The organism is Paraburkholderia terricola (genome assembly GCF_003330825.1).
Taxonomy (GTDB): Bacteria; Pseudomonadota; Gammaproteobacteria; order Burkholderiales; family Burkholderiaceae; genus Paraburkholderia; species Paraburkholderia terricola.
In genome coordinates, this window is the sequence record NZ_CP024942.1 from 1,797,657 (window position 1) to 1,814,612 (window position 16,956).

Sequence of the window (16,956 nt, forward strand, 5' to 3'; positions counted from 1 at the left end):
TAAAACCACGCAGCCATCCCTGCAATCCTCGCGGAGAAGTTCGATGAATAAGGAAAACTCGCAATACGGCGCTTTTGAACTCGACAACGGGTTGGAGCGATTGACAGCCAAGGGCGCCTCGCGGCGCGACGTGCTGCGTGCGATGGCCGCGGCCGGCATGATGTCGGTGACGGGCGCGGGCCTCCTCACCGCGAGCGGCGCGGCCTTTGCGCAAGCCAAGCCGAAGCAGGGCGGCAAGATTCGCGTGGCGACGCAGTCGGCTTCCGCAGCCGACACGCTCGACCCCGCGAAGGGCGCGCTCGGCACCGACTACGTGCGTTGCAACATGTTCTACAACGGCCTGACCGAACTCGATTCGCACCTCGGCGCGAAGATGGCGCTCGCCACCTCGCTGGAGACGAAGGACGCCATCGTGTGGGTCGCGAAGCTGCGCCCCGGCGTGCAGTTCCACGACGGCAAGTCGCTCGCGCCCGCGGACGTGGTCTACTCGATCATGCGTCACAAAGATCCGGCCACGGCGTCGAAAGCGAAGACGCTCGCCGACCAGATCAAGGAAGTGAAGGCCACCGGCCCGAACGAAGTGACGATCACGCTGGAAGGCCCGAACGCCGATCTGCCCGTGATTCTCGCCACCTCGCATTTCCTCATCATCAAGGACGGCACCAAGGAATTCAAAACGGCGGTCGGCACCGGCCCGTTCAAGGTCAAGGAATTCGCGCCGGGCGTGCGCACGGTCGGCGTGAAGAACGACAAGTACTGGAAGCCGGGCATGCCGCATCTGGACGAAGTGGAGCTGATCGGCATCGGCGACGAATCGGCGCGCGTGAACGCGCTGCTGTCCGGCGACGTGCAACTGATCAACGCGGTGAGCCCGCGCTCCACCACGCAGATCAAGAACGCGGGCGGCTTCTCCGTGCTCGAAACCAAGACCGGCCAGTACACCGACCTGATCGTTCGCGACGAAGGCGGCATTACCGGCAACGACGATTTCCGGCGAGGCATGATGTACCTGATGGACCGCGAGCAGATTCGCCGCGCGATCTTCCAGGGCTACGGCGCGATCGGCAACGATCAGCCGATCGATCCGACCAACAAGTATTACCTCGCCGGTCTGCCGCAGCGCACCGTCGATCTGGACAAGGCGAAGTTCCACTTCCAGAAGGCGAAGGTCGGCAGCGCGCCGATCCAGATTTTCGCGTCGCCGGCAGCCGAAGGCTCGGTGGAAATGGCGATGCTGCTTCAGCAGGTCGCGCCGCAAGCGGGGCTCAACCTGCAGGTGTCGCGCGTGCCGGCGGACGGCTTCTGGTCGAACCACTGGATGAAGCATCCGCTCGTGTACGGTTCGGTGAATGCGCGGCCGAGCGCCGACGTGCTGTTCACGCAGTTCTTCAAGTCCGACGCGCCGTGGAACGAGGCGAACTGGAAGAGTCCGAAGTTCGACCAGATGCTGGTCGCGGCGCGCGGCGAGCCGGACGACGACAAGCGCAAGAAGATCTACGGCGACATGCAGGTGCTGGTGCATGAAACGGGCGGCATCGGCATTCCGCTGTTCCAGAGTTCGCTCGATGCTTACACGACGAAGCTCAAGGGCCTCGGCTCGATTCCGCTGGCCGGTTTGATGGGCTTCATGTTCGCGGAAAACGTCTGGCTCGACGCCTGAGCGCTTTCGTATTTTCGTATCGCTGCAAGTTCGGCCCGCCGGTCTGACGAACCGGAAAGCCAGGGTCGGTCATACGCACGCCGCGCGTTCTGGTTTTCGCGGCGTGCGGCTTCAACCTAAAGGCGACTCTCGATGAAAGCACACGCGCAACGACTCATCGCCGCGCGCCTCGGCCTCGCGCTGCTGACGCTGCTGCTGGTTTCGGCGGTGGTGTTCGCCATCACCGGCCTGCTTCCCGGCGATGCCGCGCAGCAGGCGCTCGGCCAGGCGGCCACCCCCGAAGCCGTCGCGGCATTGCGGCATCAATTCGGCCTCGATCAGCCGGCGCTGCAACGCTACGTCGAGTGGCTCATGCATATTGTCACCGGCAACTTTGGCACTTCGATGTCAAACAATCTGCCGGTCAGCGAATTGATCGCCACGCGCCTGCCGAACTCGCTGGTGCTGGCCGGTCTCACGTCGCTCGTCTCGGTGCCGATCGCGTTGCTGATCGGCATTTCGTCGGCGATGTTCCGCGGCTCGCTGCTCGACCGCACGCTCAACGTGCTCACGCTTTCCACGGTGGCGGTGCCGGAATTCCTGGTCGCCACCATCGCGGTGCTGATCTTCGCCGTCAAGCTGCGCTGGCTGCCCGCGCTGTCGTACCTGTCGGAAGTGCATTCGTTCGGCGCGCTGCTGCGCATTTACGCGATGCCCGTGATGACGCTGTGCTGCGTGATCGTCGCGCAGATGGCGCGCATGACGCGCGCCGCGGTGCTCGATCAGCTCAATTCCTCGTATGTCGAGATGGCGATACTCAAGGGCGCCTCGCCCGTGCGCGTGGTGTGGCGGCACGTATTGCCGAACACCATCGGCCCGATTGCCAACGCGGTGGCGCTGAGCCTGTCGTATCTGTTCGGCGGCGTGGTGATCGTCGAGTCGATCTTCAACTATCCCGGTCTCGCGAGCCTGATGGTGGATGCCGTGACGAACCGCGACATGCCGCTCGTGCAAGGCTGCGTGATGGTGTTCTGCGCGGCGTATCTCGCGCTCGTGCTGATCGCCGACCTGTGTCAAATCGTCTCCAACCCGAGGCTGCGCCGATGATGAGCCAACCGACCAACCCCCATGTTCCCCACGCCGGCACGGAACTGTACGAGGTGAGCCGCGATGAACTCGTCGCTGATTCGGCGCCGCCGGACGAGCCGACCCCCGCGCCGAAAACCGGTGTATTGAAACGCCTCGTGCACCGCTTCTCGCTGCTCGGACTGATCGGCCTGCTGCTGGTGGCGTTCTGGCTGCTGATCGCATTCGTCGGTCCGCTCATCGCACCGTACAAAGGCGGCGCGCTCACGTCGACGGAAATTTTCGGCAGCTATGGCGCGGCCCATCCGCTCGGCACCGACTATCTCGGCCGCGACATGCTGAGCCGCATTCTCTACGGCGCGCGCTACACGGTCGGCCTCGCGCTGGCGGCGGCGCTGCTCGCGAGTTTGATCGGCACGTTCTTCGGCCTGCTCGCCGCGGTGTCCGGGCGCTGGGTCGACGAGATCCTGAGCCGCCTGTTCGACGCGATCATTTCGATTCCGAGCAAGGTGCTCGCGCTCGTCGTGATCGCCGCGTTCGGTTCGTCGATCACGATGCTGACGACCGTGGCCGCCGCGGCGTATATCCCCGGCGCGTTCCGCATTTCGCGCTCGCTCGCGATGAACGTGATGAGCCTCGAATACGTGCAGGTGGCCCGCGCGCGCGGCGAGGGCATCTTCTATATCGCGCGGGTCGAGGTGCTGCCGAACATGATTCATCCGATGCTCGCCGATTTCGGCCTGCGTTTCGTGTTCATCGTGCTGCTGCTGAGCGGGCTGAGTTTTCTCGGCCTCGGCGTGCAGCCGCCGAATGCCGACTGGGGCTCGCTCGTGCGCGAGAACATCGGCGGCTTGTCGGAGGGCGCGCCCGCAGTGCTGATGCCGGCCGTCGCCATCGCGACGCTGACCATCGGCATGAACCTGCTGATCGACAATTTGCGGCGTCGCGGCCGCAGCCACGGAGGCGCGTGATGGCTGAACGGGACATGATCGAAGTGAAGGGCCTGCGCGTGGTCGCGGGCGCCGCGCCGGCAGCCGTGACGGAGATCGTCAAGGGCGTCGATTTTTCGGTGAGGAAGGGCGAGGTGCTCGCGCTGATCGGCGAGTCGGGTTCGGGCAAGACGACCATCGCGTTGTCGCTGCTCGGCTATGCGCGCGCGGGCTGCGCGATTAGCGGCGGGTCGGTGCGCATCGGCGACGTGGATGTGCTGTCGCTCGACGCGAAGGGCCGCCGCGCGTTGCGCGCGCGCACGGTGGCCTATGTGGCGCAGAGCGCGTCGGCGGGTTTCAATCCGGCGCGCACGATCATGGATCAGGTCACCGAGCCGGCGCTGCTGCATCAGTTGATGACGAAAGACGCCGCGCGCGCCAAGGCGATCGGCCTGTTCCGCTCGCTTGCGTTGCCCGCGCCGGAAACGATCGGCGAGCGCTATCCGCATCAGGTGTCGGGCGGGCAGTTGCAGCGCTTGATGGCCGCGATGGCGCTGATCACCGATCCGGCCGTCGTCGTATTCGACGAACCGACCACCGCGCTCGACGTCACCACGCAGATCGAAGTGCTCGCGGCCTTCAAGAAGGTGATCCGCGAACTCGGCACGACGGCGGTGTACGTGTCGCACGACCTGGCTGTGGTTGCGCAGATGGCCGACCGCATCGTCGTCTTGAACGGCGGCGCGGTGAAGGAAAACGGCGCGGTCGCGCAAGTGCTCGACGCGCCCGTCGACGCCTACACGCGCCAGTTGCTGGCCGCCACGCGCCGCCCGGAAGCCGCGTTGGAAACGCCGCCGCAGTCCGGAAAACACGTGCCGCCGCTGCTCGAGATTCGCGGACTCGCGGCCGGCTATGGCCGCCTCGACCGCTTCGGCGCGCCGGCCGTGCGCGTGCTCGACGACGTCAGCCTGTCGATCGCGCGCGGCAGCACGCTCGGCGTGATCGGCGAATCGGGTTCCGGCAAGACGACGCTCGCGCGCGTGGTGGCGGGGCTGGTGGACCGGGCGCGCGGCGAGGTGCTGTTCAACGGCGAGGCGTTGCCCGCGCAACTCTCGCGCCGCACGCCGGAGCAATACCGGCAGATCCAGATCGTGTTTCAGAACGCCGATACCGCGCTCAATCCGAGCCATTCGATCGCCGATATCCTCGCGCGGCCGCTCGCGTTCTATCACCATCTGCGCGGCTCGGCGGCGAAGAAGCGGATGCTGGCGCTGCTCGATCTGGTCAAGCTGCCGGCCTCGATCGCCACGCGCACGCCGGCCGGACTTTCCGGCGGCCAGAAGCAGCGCGTGAACCTGGCGCGCGCGCTCGCCGCCGATCCCGCGTTGATTCTCTGCGACGAAGTGACGTCCGCGCTCGACACGGTGGTCGGCGCGGCGATCCTCGATCTGCTGGCCGAATTGCGGCGTGAACTGGGCGTGTCGTACATGTTCATCAGCCACGACATTTCCACGGTGCGCGCGATCTGCGACGAAGTGATCGTGCTGTACGCGGGGCATCGCGTGGAAGCCGGGCAGCGCGACGTGCTCGCCGCGCCGCCGTATCACCCGTACACGGGCTTGCTGGTGGACTCGGTGCCCGCGTTGAAACCCGGCTGGCTCGACGCGCGCCGCGAGATCAACGCCGCCGCGTTGCCGCCGCTCGGCGAGAGCGCCGGGATTCCCGAGTTGTGCGCGTTCCGCGCGCGCTGCCCGGTGCGTATCGACGGCATGTGCAACATGACGCCGCCTTCGCTCAAGAAGCTGCCTTCGGGCGCGGAAATCCTTTGCCATCATTCGACATCCGAGCTGAATCGCCTGCAGACCCTGGAGGCCATTCCGGCATGAACGGACGATTCGTACGGCTTGCGGAGCAGGGCCGCAAGACCTTTGCGATCACGGTGGACGGCGTCGTGCGCGAAGCCGCCGAGGGCGACACGCTGATGGTCGCGCTGCTGACCGGCATGAACACATTGCGCGATTCCGAATTCGGCGACGGCCGCCGCGCCGGTTTCTGCTTGATGGGCGCGTGCCAGGACTGTTGGGTGTGGACGGCGGCGGGCGAGCGCGTGCGCGCGTGCAGTACGCCGGCGGCGCCCGGCATGTCGATCGTGACGAAACTCGCCGAAGCCGGGGAGGGCGTATGGCCCCGCGCGTAGTCGTCATCGGGAGCGGGCCGGCGGGCGTGCGCGCCGCGCAGGCGCTCGTCGAGGCGGGGCTGCGGCCCACCGTCATCGACGAAGGGCGGCGCGACGGCGGACAGATCTATCGGCGGCAACCGGAAGGGTTTTCGCGCAGCTACGACACGCTTTACGGCACCGAGGCTGAACGTGCCGCTTCGCTGCACGCGAGTTTCGATGCGCTGAAAAGCATGATCGACTATCTGCCGGAAACGCTCGTGTGGAATATCTCGCCGAACGCCGTGCATCTGGTGAGCGGCACGCGTTATCGCACGCTCGCGTTCGATTCGCTGATCGTATGCAGCGGCGCGACCGATCGGCTGATGCCGGTCAAGGGCTGGCACCAGGCGGGCGCCTATAGCCTCGGCGGCGCGCAGGTCGCGCTGAAATCGCAGGGCTGCGCAATCGGCTCGCGCATCGTGATGATGGGCAGCGGTCCGCTGTTGTACCTCGTCGCGGCGCAATACGTGAAGGCGGGCGCACAGGTGGCCGCGGTGCTCGATACGTCGACGCTCATGCAGCGCATGGCCGCGTTGCCGCGTTTGCTGGCGATTCCCGCCGCCTTGAAGAAAGGCATCGCATTGACGCGCGTGCTGACGCAAGCACGCGTGCCCGTTCATCGCGGCGTGCAGCCTGTCGAAATCAAGGGCTCGCCGCACGACGGCGTGAGCGGCGTCGAGGTGGCGTTGCCCGCCGGCGAGCGGCTCGAGATTGCGTGCGACGCCGTGGCGCTCGGTTATCACTTGCGCCCGGAGACGCAACTCGCGGACCTCGCGGGTTGCCGCTTCCTGTTCGACGCCGATACACAGCAGTGGCTCCCGCAAATCGACGACGACGGCCGCGGCAGCGTCAAAGGCGTCTATCTGGCCGGCGACGGCGCAAGGGTGCGCGGCGCGGACGCGGCGGAACGTTCGGGACGCCTGGCGGCGCTCGCGGTTCTGCACGATCACGGCATGCACGTCGAGGGCATGGAGCGCTTGCGTCGCGAACTCGCGCGCTTCACGCGCTTTGCCGCGGGTTTGCGCGCGGCCTTTCCGTGGCCGGCGAAATTCGCCGCGTCGCTGCCGGATGAAACCATCGTCTGCCGTTGCGAAGCGATCACGGCGGGCGAATTGCGCCGCGTCGTGCGCGCGACCGGCGCGCAGGAAGCCAATCGCGCGAAGGCGTTTTCGCGCGTCGGCATGGGACGCTGCCAGGGACGCTATTGCGGCCACGCGGGCGCGGAGATCATCGCGGCGGCGGCGTCCGTGCCCTTGGCTTCGGTGGGGCGCTTGCGCGGGCAGGCGCCTGTCAAGCCGCTGCCTGTCGCGTTGACCGAGGCTTCGACCGAAGCGTTGACCAAAGCGGCCAGCACCGAAGCAAGCGCGGAGATAAGCGAATGAGCGCGGCGACCCAGAACGAAGCCGATGTGATCGTGATCGGCGGCGGCATCATGGGCACGACGACCGCGTTCTTCCTGCGTCGGCGCAAGCGCTCGGTGATCCTGCTCGAACGCGGACTCACGGGCCAGCAGGCGAGCGGCGTGAACTTCGGCGGGATTCGCCGGCAGGGGCGCGCGCTGCCGCAACTGGCGATGGCGAACCGCGCGCTGCGCACGTGGCAACGCTCGGCGGAACTGCTCGGCGAGGACATCGAGTTTCTGCCGGTGGGCCATACGCGCGTGTGCTACCACCAGAAGGACGTCGAGAACTTCGATCAGTACGCGATCGACGCGCGCGCCTACGGTCTCGACCTCGAAGTGCTGCACGGCGAAGCGCTGTTCCGGCGTTTCCCGTTTCTCGGCCGCGAGGTGCTGGCCGCCTCCATTTCGCCGTTCGACGGTCATGCGAATCCGCGCCTCGCCGCGCCCGCGTTCGGCCGGGCCGCCGCACGGCTCGGCGCGCGCGTGGTCGAGAACACGGAAATCGTGCGCGTCGAAAAAGAGGCTGGCCGGTTTCGCGTGCAGAGCGCGCGCGGCGACGTCTATTGGGCCGCGCAGCTCGTGATTTGCGCCGGCGCCTGGGCGAGCCGTCTGAGCGAGCAGTTCGGCGAAGCGGTCCCGCTCACCACGCACGGGCCGCAAATGTGCGTGACCGAACCGGTGCCGTATGTCTTCAAATCGTCGATGGGCGTGTTCACGTCGATCAAGGAAGAGAGCATCTATTTCCGGCAGATTCCGCGCGGCAACATCATCGTGGGCGGCGGGCCGCCCGGTCCCGCGGATGCGCTGACGTGCCGCGCATCGGTGCTGCCGATCAACACCGTGCGCCAGCTCGCGCAAATGCGGCGGCTCGTGCCCGCGTTGGCGCCGCTCAATGTGATTCGCGTGTGGAGCGGCGTCGAAAGTTATCTGCCCGACGGCGAACCGGTGATCGGTCCGAGCAGCAAGGTCGACGGTCTCTTCTATGCGTTCGGCTTCAACGGCGCGGGCTTTCAGATCGGCCCCGGCGTCGGCGAGACGATGGCCGAACTGCTCGGCACCGGCAACGCCGCGATTCCTCTCGACGTGTTTTCCATCGCGCGGTTCGCGAAGCAGCCGGCGGACCGCTCGACGGCCGCGGCGTCATGAAACAGTCCATCAGCCTGAATGCCGCGCGGGCGTTCATCGAAGCGCATTTCGACGAACCGGTGACGCTCGCGCAACTGGCCGCGTTGTCCGCGTTGAGCGTGTCGCGTTTCGCGACGGTGTTCCGGCAGCAATACGGTTCATCGCCGTATCGCTATCTGTGCGGGCTGCGGATTCAGCGCGCGCAGACGCTGTTGCTCGCAGGCGTGCCGGGGTCGGTCGTCGCGACGGAGGTCGGCTTCTTCGATCAGAGCCATTTCGGGCGGCATTTCAAGCGCTGCTGCGGGATGACGCCGAGCATGTTCATCGCGCGCGCGGGGGCCAAGGCGACCCATGCGACCAAACAGGGCGACGCGATGTCTACTGTGTCGCGTTCAGCTTCCGCCATAACGTCGTCTTGCTGATGCCGAGCGCCTCGCACACCGCGTCGCGATCGCCGTCGTGCGCGGCGAGCGCGGCGCGGATCTCGTCGGCTTCCACGTGACGGCTGCGCTCGCGTAGCGTGAGCGCGGTTTTTTTCGCGCGTGCGTGCGGCTCGAAGATTTCTGGCGCGACGGTGCGCAGTATGTCGCGTGTGAGGATGGATTTGGCATCGGCATGCGTTGCCGCGTGGGTGTCGGTGCCGGCGTCCGCGTCCGCCAGTTCGACCGCGATCCGTTCGGTCACGTTCTGCAATTCACGCACGTTGCCCGGCCATGCGTAACGGCCCAATGGCTCGGCAAGCTCCGCAAGCATGCGTCGAGCGGCCTCCGCATCGGGCAGGCGCGCCGCGAGCCTTGGTTCACGCGCCGCGGCTTGCAGCAGCAGTTCGGCGGCGAGCGGCAGCAGGTCGGTGGGCCGCTCGCGCAGCGGCGGCAGCGCGATGCTCAGAATGTTGAGCCGGTAGTACAGGTCCGCGCGAAAACGGCCCGCCGCGATGCCCTCGGTCAACGCGCGATGCGTCGCCGCCACCACGCGAATGTCGACGCGCGTCGGCTCCGTCGAACCGAGCCGCACGACTTCGCGTTCCTGCAGCACGCGCAGCAGCCGGCTTTGCAACGACAACGGCATCTCGCCGATTTCATCGAGAAACAGCGTGCCGCGATGCGCGACTTCGATCAGTCCCGCCTTGCCGCCCTTGCGCGCGCCGGTGAACGCGCCTTCCTCGTAGCCGAACAACTCGCTTTCCAGCAAGGCCTCGGGAAACGCGCCGCAATTGATCGCGACGAACGCGAAGTCGCGCCGCGCGCTCAGTCGATGCATGCTCTGCGCGACCATTTCCTTGCCGGTGCCGCTCTCGCCGAGAATCAGCACGGTGGCGTCCGATCGCGCATAGCGCCGCACGAGCGAGCGCACCCGTTCGATCGATGCGGATGCGCCGACGATGTCGTCGAGCCGGTAGCGCGCGCTGAACTGCTGCACGCGTTGCCGCGAGCGCAGCGTGCGGTCGAGTTTTTCGACGGCGCGCGATTCCTGAAACGTCAGCACGGTGCCGGCCGCCGCGCCGCTGCTCGCCAGCGGTCCGCGATGCACGACGTAGCTCGTGCCGCGCACCGTGCAAAAGCTGTCGCCGTCCGAGTCCGGCAAGCTGCCCGCCAGGTCGGGCGCGAGTTCCAGTAGCGGGCGGCCCGCCGCCTTTGCCGCGTCGAGGCCGAGAACGTCGGCGAGGCGTTGATTCATCGCTTCGACGCGGCCTTGCGCATCGAGCGCGACCACGCCGTCGCGCAGATGTTGCAGCAGATTGTCGAGCCGTTGGCGGCGAAGCGTTTCGCGGCGAGTGGCCTGCGCGACTTCGAGCGCGGTATCGAATGCGGCGCGCACCGACGCGCGCGAATAGAGAAACACCGCGCCCATGCCCGCGCTTGCGGCGAGATCGGTCACGAGTCCGGGACCGACCACCACGTCGATGCCGCGATCGCGCAGATCGAGCACGACGCTCTCGGCGTCCTGCGCCGACTCATAAGAGGCGAACGTCACGTCGAGTTCGTAAGCGGCCGTGAAGCGGCGCACTTCGTCGGGCGTGTCGCCGTGCGTGACGAGCGCGACCCGCGCGCCGTCGCGGCGGGCTCGCGCGAGCGCGTGCATCACGTCGAAGCCGGTCGGGTTGATCAGCACGACGGGAACCGCGACGCGCGTTTTCAGATACGCGCCGCTGGAGCCGCCGGCGATCACGACATCGGGACGGCCCGCGCCCGCGGCGTCGATTTCGCGCACCGCATCCTCGAAGCCTTGCGCGACGATGCGCAGATCCGCGGTTTCGACATATTCGCCGGCGATGTCGAAAAACAGATCGCGCAAGCGGCTGATGCTGACGGCCCAGATGCGCGGGCGCTGGGGAGAGTCGAAATGGGGCGTGCTCAAGGTCGGACGGCTCCTGGCGAGGCTTCGGCGGGTGCCGTCATTATGCGCGCATCGGTTTCTGATTTGAAATTGGAATTTCATTTGTGAAATTCGGCGCGGCGCGCGGCGGCCTGCTCTTTTTTGAGAAATCAGGCACTTAGGCCGCTCGGCGCCGCCTGGCCCGTTCTTTGCAATTTGGACTTCCATCCAAAATTTCCCCATGCATCTGGAGACGAACTCATGAGCGAAGCAGACAACAGCACGCCGAACGCGGGCGCGTTCAAACCGAAAAAGTCCGTGGCGCTGTCCGGCGTGACCGCGGGGAATACGGCGCTGTGCACGGTCGGCAAGACCGGCAACGACCTGCACTACCGGGGCTACGACATTCTCGACCTCGCCGGCGCGTGCGAATTCGAGGAGATCGCGTATCTGCTGGTCCACGAAAAACTGCCGACCCAGGCCGAACTGGGCGCCTACAAGACGAAGCTCAAGGCGCTGCGCGGCCTGCCCGCGAACGTGAAGGCCGCGCTCGAATGGATTCCCGCCGCCGCGCATCCGATGGACGTGATGCGCACGGGCGTCTCGGTGCTCGGCACCGTGCTGCCGGAAAAGGACGATCACAACCTGCCGGGCGCGCGCGACATCGCCGACAAACTGATGGCCTCGCTCGGCTCGATGCTGCTCTACTGGTATCACTACTCGCACAACGGCAGGCGCATCGAGGTCGAAACCGATGACGATTCGATCGGCGGCCACTTCCTGCATCTGCTGCACGGCGTCGCGCCGTCGAAGTCGTGGGTCGACGCGATGCATGTATCGCTGAACCTGTACGCCGAGCATGAGTTCAACGCGTCGACCTTCACCGGCCGCGTGATCGCGGGCACGGGCTCGGACATCTATTCGGCGATCACCGGCGCGATCGGCGCGCTGCGCGGACCGAAGCACGGCGGCGCGAACGAAGCCGCGTTCGACATCCAGTCGCGCTACCCGACGCCGGACGACGCCGAGGCGGACATCCGCCGTCGCGTGGAGAACAAGGAAGTGGTGATCGGTTTCGGCCACCCGGTGTACACGATTTCCGATCCGCGCAACAAGGTGATCAAGGAAGTCGCGCGAAAGCTCTCGAAGGAAGCGGGCAACACCAAGCTGTTCAGCATCGCGGAACGCCTTGAATCGGTGATGTGGGAAGCGAAAAAGATGTTCCCGAACCTCGACTGGTTCAGCGCGGTTTCGTACCACATGATGGGCGTGCCGACGGCGATGTTCACGCCGCTCTTCGTGATCTCGCGCACGGCGGGCTGGAGCGCGCACATCATCGAGCAGCGCATCGACAACAAGATCATCCGGCCGAGCGCGAATTACACGGGACCGGACGATTTGCCGTTCGTGCCGTTGGCGAAGCGGGTTTAAGGGCGTTTGAAAAACGCGCAAGCCGCGAACGTTGAATGCGTGAAAGCCTGGCTGCAAGCTTTGCTCCTCCATTGCGTCCAAAGAGCGCGACGCGATGAAGTTAAGCCTTGGCTCGCCCATACCCCGAGCCAAGGCTGTTTTTTGCAGCGCGTTCACGAACGCCGGCCGCAAACCTGCACGCTACGCGAGCTACACTCCACTTACTGTTTGACCGACCCGCCAGCGAAGCGCCGCGTTGAAAAGGCGCGGTGGATCGTGATGCACGGCCGCCGCCACCGTCCCCGAATCGATACTGTTTTTCTCAAGCCATGAATACTGCAAACCGCAAACGCCTTCCCGGCACCCGGCTCGATTTCTTCGACACGCGCGCCGCCGTCGACGCGATCCAGCCCGGCGCTTACGACAAGTTGCCGTACACGTCCCGCGTGCTGGCCGAAAACCTGGTGCGCCGCTGCGATCCGGTGATGCTCGTCGCGTCGCTCAAGCAGATCATCGAACGCAAGCGCGAGCTGGATTTCCCGTGGTTCCCGGCGCGCGTGGTGTGTCACGACATTCTCGGTCAGACCGCGCTGGTCGACCTCGCCGGTCTGCGCGATGCAATCGCCGCGCAAGGCGGCGATCCGGCGCTGGTCAACCCGGTGGTCCCCACGCAACTCGTGGTGGATCATTCGCTCGCCGTCGAGTGCGGCGGCTTCGATCCCGACGCGTTCGCGAAGAACCGCGCGATCGAAGACCGTCGCAATGAAGACCGCTTCGATTTCATCAACTGGACCAAGCGCGCGTTCAGGAACGTCGACGTGATTCCGCCGGGCAACGGCATCCTGCATCAGATCAATCTGGAGCGCATGAGCCCGGTGGTGCAGGTGAGCGACGGCGTGGCCTTTCCCGATACGCTGGTGGGCACCGATTCGCATACGCCGATGGTCGACGCGCTCGGCGTGATCGCGATCGGCGTGGGCGGTCTCGAAGCGGAAAGCGTGATGCTGGGCCGCGCGTCGTATATGCGCCTGCCGGACATCGTCGGCGTGGAACTGACGGGCAAGCCGGGCGAGGGCATCACGGCGACCGACGTGGTGCTCTCGTTGACCGAATTCCTGCGCAAGGAAAAAGTGGTCGGCGCGTATCTGGAGTTCTTCGGCGAAGGCACGGCGCGGCTGACCTTGGGCGACCGCGCGACCATCGCCAACATGGCGCCCGAATTCGGCGCCACCGCCGCGATGTTCTACATCGACGAGCAGACCATCAAGTACCTCAAGCTCACGGGCCGCGACGACGAACTGGTCAAGCTGGTCGAGACTTATGCGAAGGAAACCGGCCTGTGGGCGGATAGCCTGAAGAACGCCGAGTACGAGCGCGTGCTGAAGTTCGATCTCTCCAGCGTGGTGCGCACGCTGGCCGGTCCGTCGAATCCGCATCGCCGCTTGCCGGTGTCCGAACTCGCCGCGCGCGGCATCAGCGGCAAGGTGGAGAACGAGCCGGGCCTGATGCCGGACGGCGCGGTGATCATCGCCGCGATCACGAGTTGCACGAACACCAACAACCCGCGCAACATGATCGCCGCCGGGCTGCTGGCGCGCAACGCGAACCGGCGCGGACTCACGCGCAAGCCGTGGGCGAAGACCTCGCTCGCGCCGGGCTCGAAGGCGGTCACGCTGTATCTGGAAGAAGCGGGGCTGCTGCCGGAACTGGAGCAACTCGGCTTCGGCGTGGTCGCGTATGCGTGCACGTCGTGCAACGGCATGTCGGGCGCGCTGGACCCGGCGATCCAGAAAGAAATCGTCGAACGCGATCTGTATGCGACCGCCGTGCTGTCCGGCAATCGCAACTTCGACGGCCGTATTCATCCGTATGCGAAGCAGGCGTTTCTGGCTTCGCCGCCGCTGGTGGTGGCGTATGCGATCGCGGGGACGATCCGCTTCGACATCGAAAAGGACGTGCTGGGTATCGACGCCGACGGCCAAGCCGTCACGCTGAAGGACATCTGGCCGTCGGATGAGGAGATCGACGCGGTGGTCGCTTCGAGCGTGAAGCCGGAACAGTTCCGCAAGGTGTACGAGCCGATGTTCGCGGTTTCCGTCGACACCGGCGAGAAAGCGAATCCGCTCTACGACTGGCGGCCGATGAGCACCTACATTCGCCGTCCGCCGTACTGGGAAGGCGCGCTCGCCGGCGAGCGCACGCTCCAGGGCATGCGCCCGCTCGCGGTGCTCGGCGACAACATCACCACCGACCACCTGTCGCCGTCCAACGCGATCCTGGCGGACAGCGCCTCGGGCGAATACCTCGCCAGAATGGGCTTGCCGGAAGAGGACTTCAATTCGTACGCGACGCATCGTGGCGACCACCTCACCGCGCAGCGCGCCACCTTCGCGAACCCGACGCTGAAGAACGAGATGGTGCTGGAAGACGGCAAGGTGAAGGCCGGCTCGCTGGCTCGCATCGAACCGGAGGGCAAGGTCACGCGCATGTGGGAAGCGATTGAAACCTACATGGAGCGCAAGCAGCCGCTGATCGTGATCGCCGGGGCCGACTACGGCCAGGGTTCGTCGCGCGACTGGGCGGCCAAGGGCGTGCGTCTTGCCGGCGCGGAAGCGATCGTCGCGGAAGGCTTCGAGCGCATTCACCGCACGAATCTGGTGGGCATGGGCGTGTTGCCGCTGGAGTTCAAGCCCGGCGTGAACCGCATCACGCTCGCCATCGACGGCACGGAAACCTTCGACGTGATCGGCGAGCGCAAGCCGCGCGCCGACCTCACGCTGGTGATTCATCGCAGGAACGGGGAGCGCGTGGATGTGCCGGTGACGTGCCGGCTCGATACCGCCGAGGAAGTCTCTATTTACGAAGCCGGCGGCGTGTTGCAGCGCTTCGCGCAGGACTTTCTCGAATCGTCGAAAGCGGCGGCTTGATCAACAAGACGCCAACCAGGACACCATCAACATGGCCCACCAGCCTCAGATCAAGATTCCGGCCACCTACATGCGTGGCGGCACCAGTAAAGGCGTGTTCTTTCGCCTGCAGGATTTGCCCGAAGCCGCGCAAGCGCCGGGCGCGGCGCGCGACGCGCTGCTGCTGCGCGTGATCGGCAGCCCCGACCCGTACGGCAAGCAGATCGACGGCATGGGCGGCGCGACGTCGAGCACCAGCAAGACGGTGATCATCGCCAAAAGCAGCAAGCCCGATCACGACGTGGATTACCTGTTCGGCCAGGTCTCGATCGACAAGGCGTTCGTCGACTGGAGCGGCAACTGCGGCAATCTCTCGGCCGCCGTGGGACCGTTCGCGATCGGCGCGGGCCTCGTCGACCCGAGCCGCGTTCCGCGCGACGGCGTGGCGGTCGTACGCATCTGGCAGGCGAATATCGGCAAGACGATCATCGGCCACGTGCCCATGACCGACGGCGCGGTGCAGGAAACCGGCGACTTCGAACTCGACGGCGTCACGTTTCCCGCCGCCGAGGTGCAACTCGAATTCATGGACCCGGCCGCGGAAGAAGAAGGCGCGGGCGGCTCGATGTTCCCGACCGGCAATCTGGTCGACGACCTCGAAGTGCCGGGCGTCGGCACGCTCAAGGCGACGATGATCAACGCCGGCATTCCCACCATCTTCGTGGAGGCGGCAGCGATCGGCTATCGGGGCACCGAGTTGCAGGACGCCATCAACAGCGACGAAAAAGCGCTGGCGATGTTCGAGACGATCCGCGCGCACGGCGCGCTGCGCATGGGCCTCATCGAGCATCTCGATGAGATCGCGACGCGTCAGCACACGCCGAAAATCGCCTTCGTCGCCAAGCCCGCCGACTACGTGGCGTCGAGCGGCAAGCGCATCGGCGCGGGCGATGTGGATCTGCTGGTGCGGGCGATGTCGATGGGCAAGCTGCATCACGCGATGATGGGCACGGCCGCGGTGGCGATCGGCACGGCGGCCGCGATTCCGGGCACGCTCGTGAATCTCGCCGCCGGCGGCGGCGCGCGCGAGGCGGTGCGCTTCGGGCATCCGTCCGGCACGTTGCGCGTGGGAGCGCAAGCGAGCCGCAACGGCGACGAGTGGACCGTCACCAAGGCCATCATGAGCCGTAGCGCGCGGGTGCTGATGGAAGGGTGGGTGCGCGTGCCCCCGCCGGCTTGACGGACACGCGACGCCGCAACTGAGCCGGCTTGCACCGGCCAGCAGGTGCAAGCCGGCCGCGACGACACGATTCGCCGTCGCGTGGGGCACGCACTGTCCCGCTCAAATCACGTTGATGACCACGTCGATATTGCCGCGCGTCGCCTTCGAATACGGACACGTTTGATGCGCGGTGTTCGCGAGCGCTTGCGCGACCTCGCGGTCCAGACCCGGCAGGCTGACGTTCAAGCGCGCCCGCAGGAAGTAGGCGTTGTCCGCCACGACGAGATCCACTTCGGTGTCGACGGCGGTGTCCGCGGGAACGGCGACTTTCATTCGCGCAGCGGCCAATCCGATCGCGCCGAGGAAGCAGGCGGACCAGCCCGCCGCGAACAACTGCTCGGGATTGGTGCCGGCGCCCGACGCGCCCGGACTCGTGAGCTTGATGTCGAGACGGCCGTCGGAACTGCGCGATGCGCCGTCCCGGCCGCCGGTCGTGTGGGTCTTGCCTGTGTACAGCACTTTTTCTTGCGTCATGACGATGCCTTCGTGAAGTTGAGGGGCGACAGTCCCTGAACGGACTGACAAAAAAACGGAAATAAAACGCCCGGATAGCCGCGCCGCGCGTGGCGTTCGTCTGCTATCCGCGGTTGCCTGATTAAAGCGCGCCGAGGTATCCGGCTCGTGTCGGCCGGCTCGTGTCGGC

At 66.2% G+C, this 16,956-nt stretch carries 13 protein-coding genes; 11 read left to right on the forward strand and 2 right to left on the reverse strand.

Annotation, left to right across the window (positions count from 1 at the left end):
* Positions 1 to 43: 43 nt before the first annotated feature.
* From CUJ90_RS26630 to CUJ90_RS26665, 8 genes are all read left to right on the forward strand, one after another.
* The gene (locus CUJ90_RS26630) at positions 44 to 1,660 is read left to right on the forward strand and encodes an ABC transporter substrate-binding protein (protein ID WP_073428542.1); all 1,617 of its coding nucleotides are present in this window, start codon (positions 44 to 46) and stop codon (positions 1,658 to 1,660) included.
* A gap of 132 nt (positions 1,661 to 1,792) precedes the next feature.
* Positions 1,793 to 2,746, forward strand: a complete 954-nt coding sequence (locus CUJ90_RS26635) for an ABC transporter permease (protein WP_073428541.1) — start codon at positions 1,793 to 1,795, stop codon at positions 2,744 to 2,746.
* On the forward strand, positions 2,743 to 3,696 hold the full coding sequence (locus tag CUJ90_RS26640) for an ABC transporter permease (RefSeq protein WP_114164227.1): 954 nt from the start codon (positions 2,743 to 2,745) through the stop codon (positions 3,694 to 3,696). Before CUJ90_RS26635 ends, CUJ90_RS26640 begins: the two co-directional genes overlap by 4 nt.
* Positions 3,696 to 5,540, forward strand: a complete 1,845-nt coding sequence (locus CUJ90_RS26645; RefSeq protein ID WP_114164228.1) for an ABC transporter ATP-binding protein — start codon at positions 3,696 to 3,698, stop codon at positions 5,538 to 5,540. Before CUJ90_RS26640 ends, CUJ90_RS26645 begins: the two co-directional genes overlap by 1 nt.
* Complete coding sequence (locus tag CUJ90_RS26650) at positions 5,537 to 5,851, forward strand: (2Fe-2S)-binding protein (RefSeq protein ID WP_073428538.1); 315 nt, start codon at positions 5,537 to 5,539, stop codon at positions 5,849 to 5,851. The genes CUJ90_RS26645 and CUJ90_RS26650 overlap by 4 nt, the downstream gene beginning before the upstream one ends.
* Positions 5,836 to 7,254 (forward strand): FAD/NAD(P)-dependent oxidoreductase, encoded by a 1,419-nt coding sequence (locus CUJ90_RS26655; protein ID WP_114164229.1) that lies wholly within the window; start codon positions 5,836 to 5,838, stop codon positions 7,252 to 7,254. Before CUJ90_RS26650 ends, CUJ90_RS26655 begins: the two co-directional genes overlap by 16 nt.
* The gene (locus CUJ90_RS26660) at positions 7,251 to 8,420 is read left to right on the forward strand and encodes an NAD(P)/FAD-dependent oxidoreductase (protein ID WP_114164230.1); all 1,170 of its coding nucleotides are present in this window, start codon (positions 7,251 to 7,253) and stop codon (positions 8,418 to 8,420) included. Before CUJ90_RS26655 ends, CUJ90_RS26660 begins: the two co-directional genes overlap by 4 nt.
* The gene (locus tag CUJ90_RS26665) at positions 8,417 to 8,821 is read left to right on the forward strand and encodes a helix-turn-helix domain-containing protein (protein WP_114164231.1); all 405 of its coding nucleotides are present in this window, start codon (positions 8,417 to 8,419) and stop codon (positions 8,819 to 8,821) included. Before CUJ90_RS26660 ends, CUJ90_RS26665 begins: the two co-directional genes overlap by 4 nt.
* Here the strand turns inward: CUJ90_RS26665 and prpR are convergent.
* Positions 8,778 to 10,757, reverse strand: a complete 1,980-nt coding sequence (gene prpR / locus CUJ90_RS26670; RefSeq protein WP_114164232.1) for a propionate catabolism operon regulatory protein PrpR — start codon at positions 10,755 to 10,757, stop codon at positions 8,778 to 8,780. The two genes, CUJ90_RS26665 and prpR, sit on opposite strands and share 44 nt — an antisense overlap.
* A 219-nt stretch (positions 10,758 to 10,976) precedes the next feature.
* On the opposite strand from prpR, the gene prpC reads away from it, so the two are divergent.
* The 3 genes from prpC (at position 10,977) to prpF (ending at position 16,271) form a co-directional block, all read left to right on the forward strand.
* On the forward strand, positions 10,977 to 12,146 hold the full coding sequence (gene prpC / locus CUJ90_RS26675) for a bifunctional 2-methylcitrate synthase/citrate synthase (protein ID WP_114164233.1): 1,170 nt from the start codon (positions 10,977 to 10,979) through the stop codon (positions 12,144 to 12,146).
* Between the two features lie 308 nt (positions 12,147 to 12,454).
* Positions 12,455 to 15,052 (forward strand): Fe/S-dependent 2-methylisocitrate dehydratase AcnD, encoded by a 2,598-nt coding sequence (acnD, locus tag CUJ90_RS26685; RefSeq protein ID WP_114164235.1) that lies wholly within the window; start codon positions 12,455 to 12,457, stop codon positions 15,050 to 15,052.
* 31 nt (positions 15,053 to 15,083) lie between these two features.
* Positions 15,084 to 16,271: a 2-methylaconitate cis-trans isomerase PrpF gene (gene prpF / locus CUJ90_RS26690; RefSeq protein WP_073428531.1), complete on the forward strand. Its 1,188-nt coding sequence runs from the start codon at positions 15,084 to 15,086 to the stop codon at positions 16,269 to 16,271.
* Between the two features lie 102 nt (positions 16,272 to 16,373).
* Here the strand turns inward: prpF and CUJ90_RS26695 are convergent, their stop codons facing one another.
* On the reverse strand, positions 16,374 to 16,787 hold the full coding sequence (locus tag CUJ90_RS26695; RefSeq protein WP_073428530.1) for an organic hydroperoxide resistance protein: 414 nt from the start codon (positions 16,785 to 16,787) through the stop codon (positions 16,374 to 16,376).
* Positions 16,788 to 16,956: the final 169 nt, after the last annotated feature.

What these genes read in the sequence shown, in the direction of transcription:
- CUJ90_RS26640 (WP_114164227.1), top strand. Translation starts at nt 2,743, where the DNA reads ATGATGAGCCAACCGACCAACCCCCATGTTCCCCACGCCGGCACGGAA.
- CUJ90_RS26660 (WP_114164230.1), top strand. Translation starts at nt 7,251, where the DNA reads ATGAGCGCGGCGACCCAGAACGAAGCCGATGTGATCGTGATCGGCGGC.
- CUJ90_RS26655 (WP_114164229.1), top strand. Translation starts at nt 5,836, where the DNA reads ATGGCCCCGCGCGTAGTCGTCATCGGGAGCGGGCCGGCGGGCGTGCGC.
- CUJ90_RS26650 (WP_073428538.1), top strand. Translation starts at nt 5,537, where the DNA reads ATGAACGGACGATTCGTACGGCTTGCGGAGCAGGGCCGCAAGACCTTT.
- CUJ90_RS26665 (WP_114164231.1), top strand. Translation starts at nt 8,417, where the DNA reads ATGAAACAGTCCATCAGCCTGAATGCCGCGCGGGCGTTCATCGAAGCG.
- CUJ90_RS26645 (WP_114164228.1), top strand. Translation starts at nt 3,696, where the DNA reads ATGGCTGAACGGGACATGATCGAAGTGAAGGGCCTGCGCGTGGTCGCG.
- prpC (WP_114164233.1), top strand. Translation starts at nt 10,977, where the DNA reads ATGAGCGAAGCAGACAACAGCACGCCGAACGCGGGCGCGTTCAAACCG.
- acnD (WP_114164235.1), top strand. Translation starts at nt 12,455, where the DNA reads ATGAATACTGCAAACCGCAAACGCCTTCCCGGCACCCGGCTCGATTTC.
- prpF (WP_073428531.1), top strand. Translation starts at nt 15,084, where the DNA reads ATGGCCCACCAGCCTCAGATCAAGATTCCGGCCACCTACATGCGTGGC.
- CUJ90_RS26695 (WP_073428530.1), bottom strand. Translation starts at nt 16,787, where the DNA reads ATGACGCAAGAAAAAGTGCTGTACACAGGCAAGACCCACACGACCGGC.
- CUJ90_RS26630 (WP_073428542.1), top strand. Translation starts at nt 44, where the DNA reads ATGAATAAGGAAAACTCGCAATACGGCGCTTTTGAACTCGACAACGGG.
- CUJ90_RS26635 (WP_073428541.1), top strand. Translation starts at nt 1,793, where the DNA reads ATGAAAGCACACGCGCAACGACTCATCGCCGCGCGCCTCGGCCTCGCG.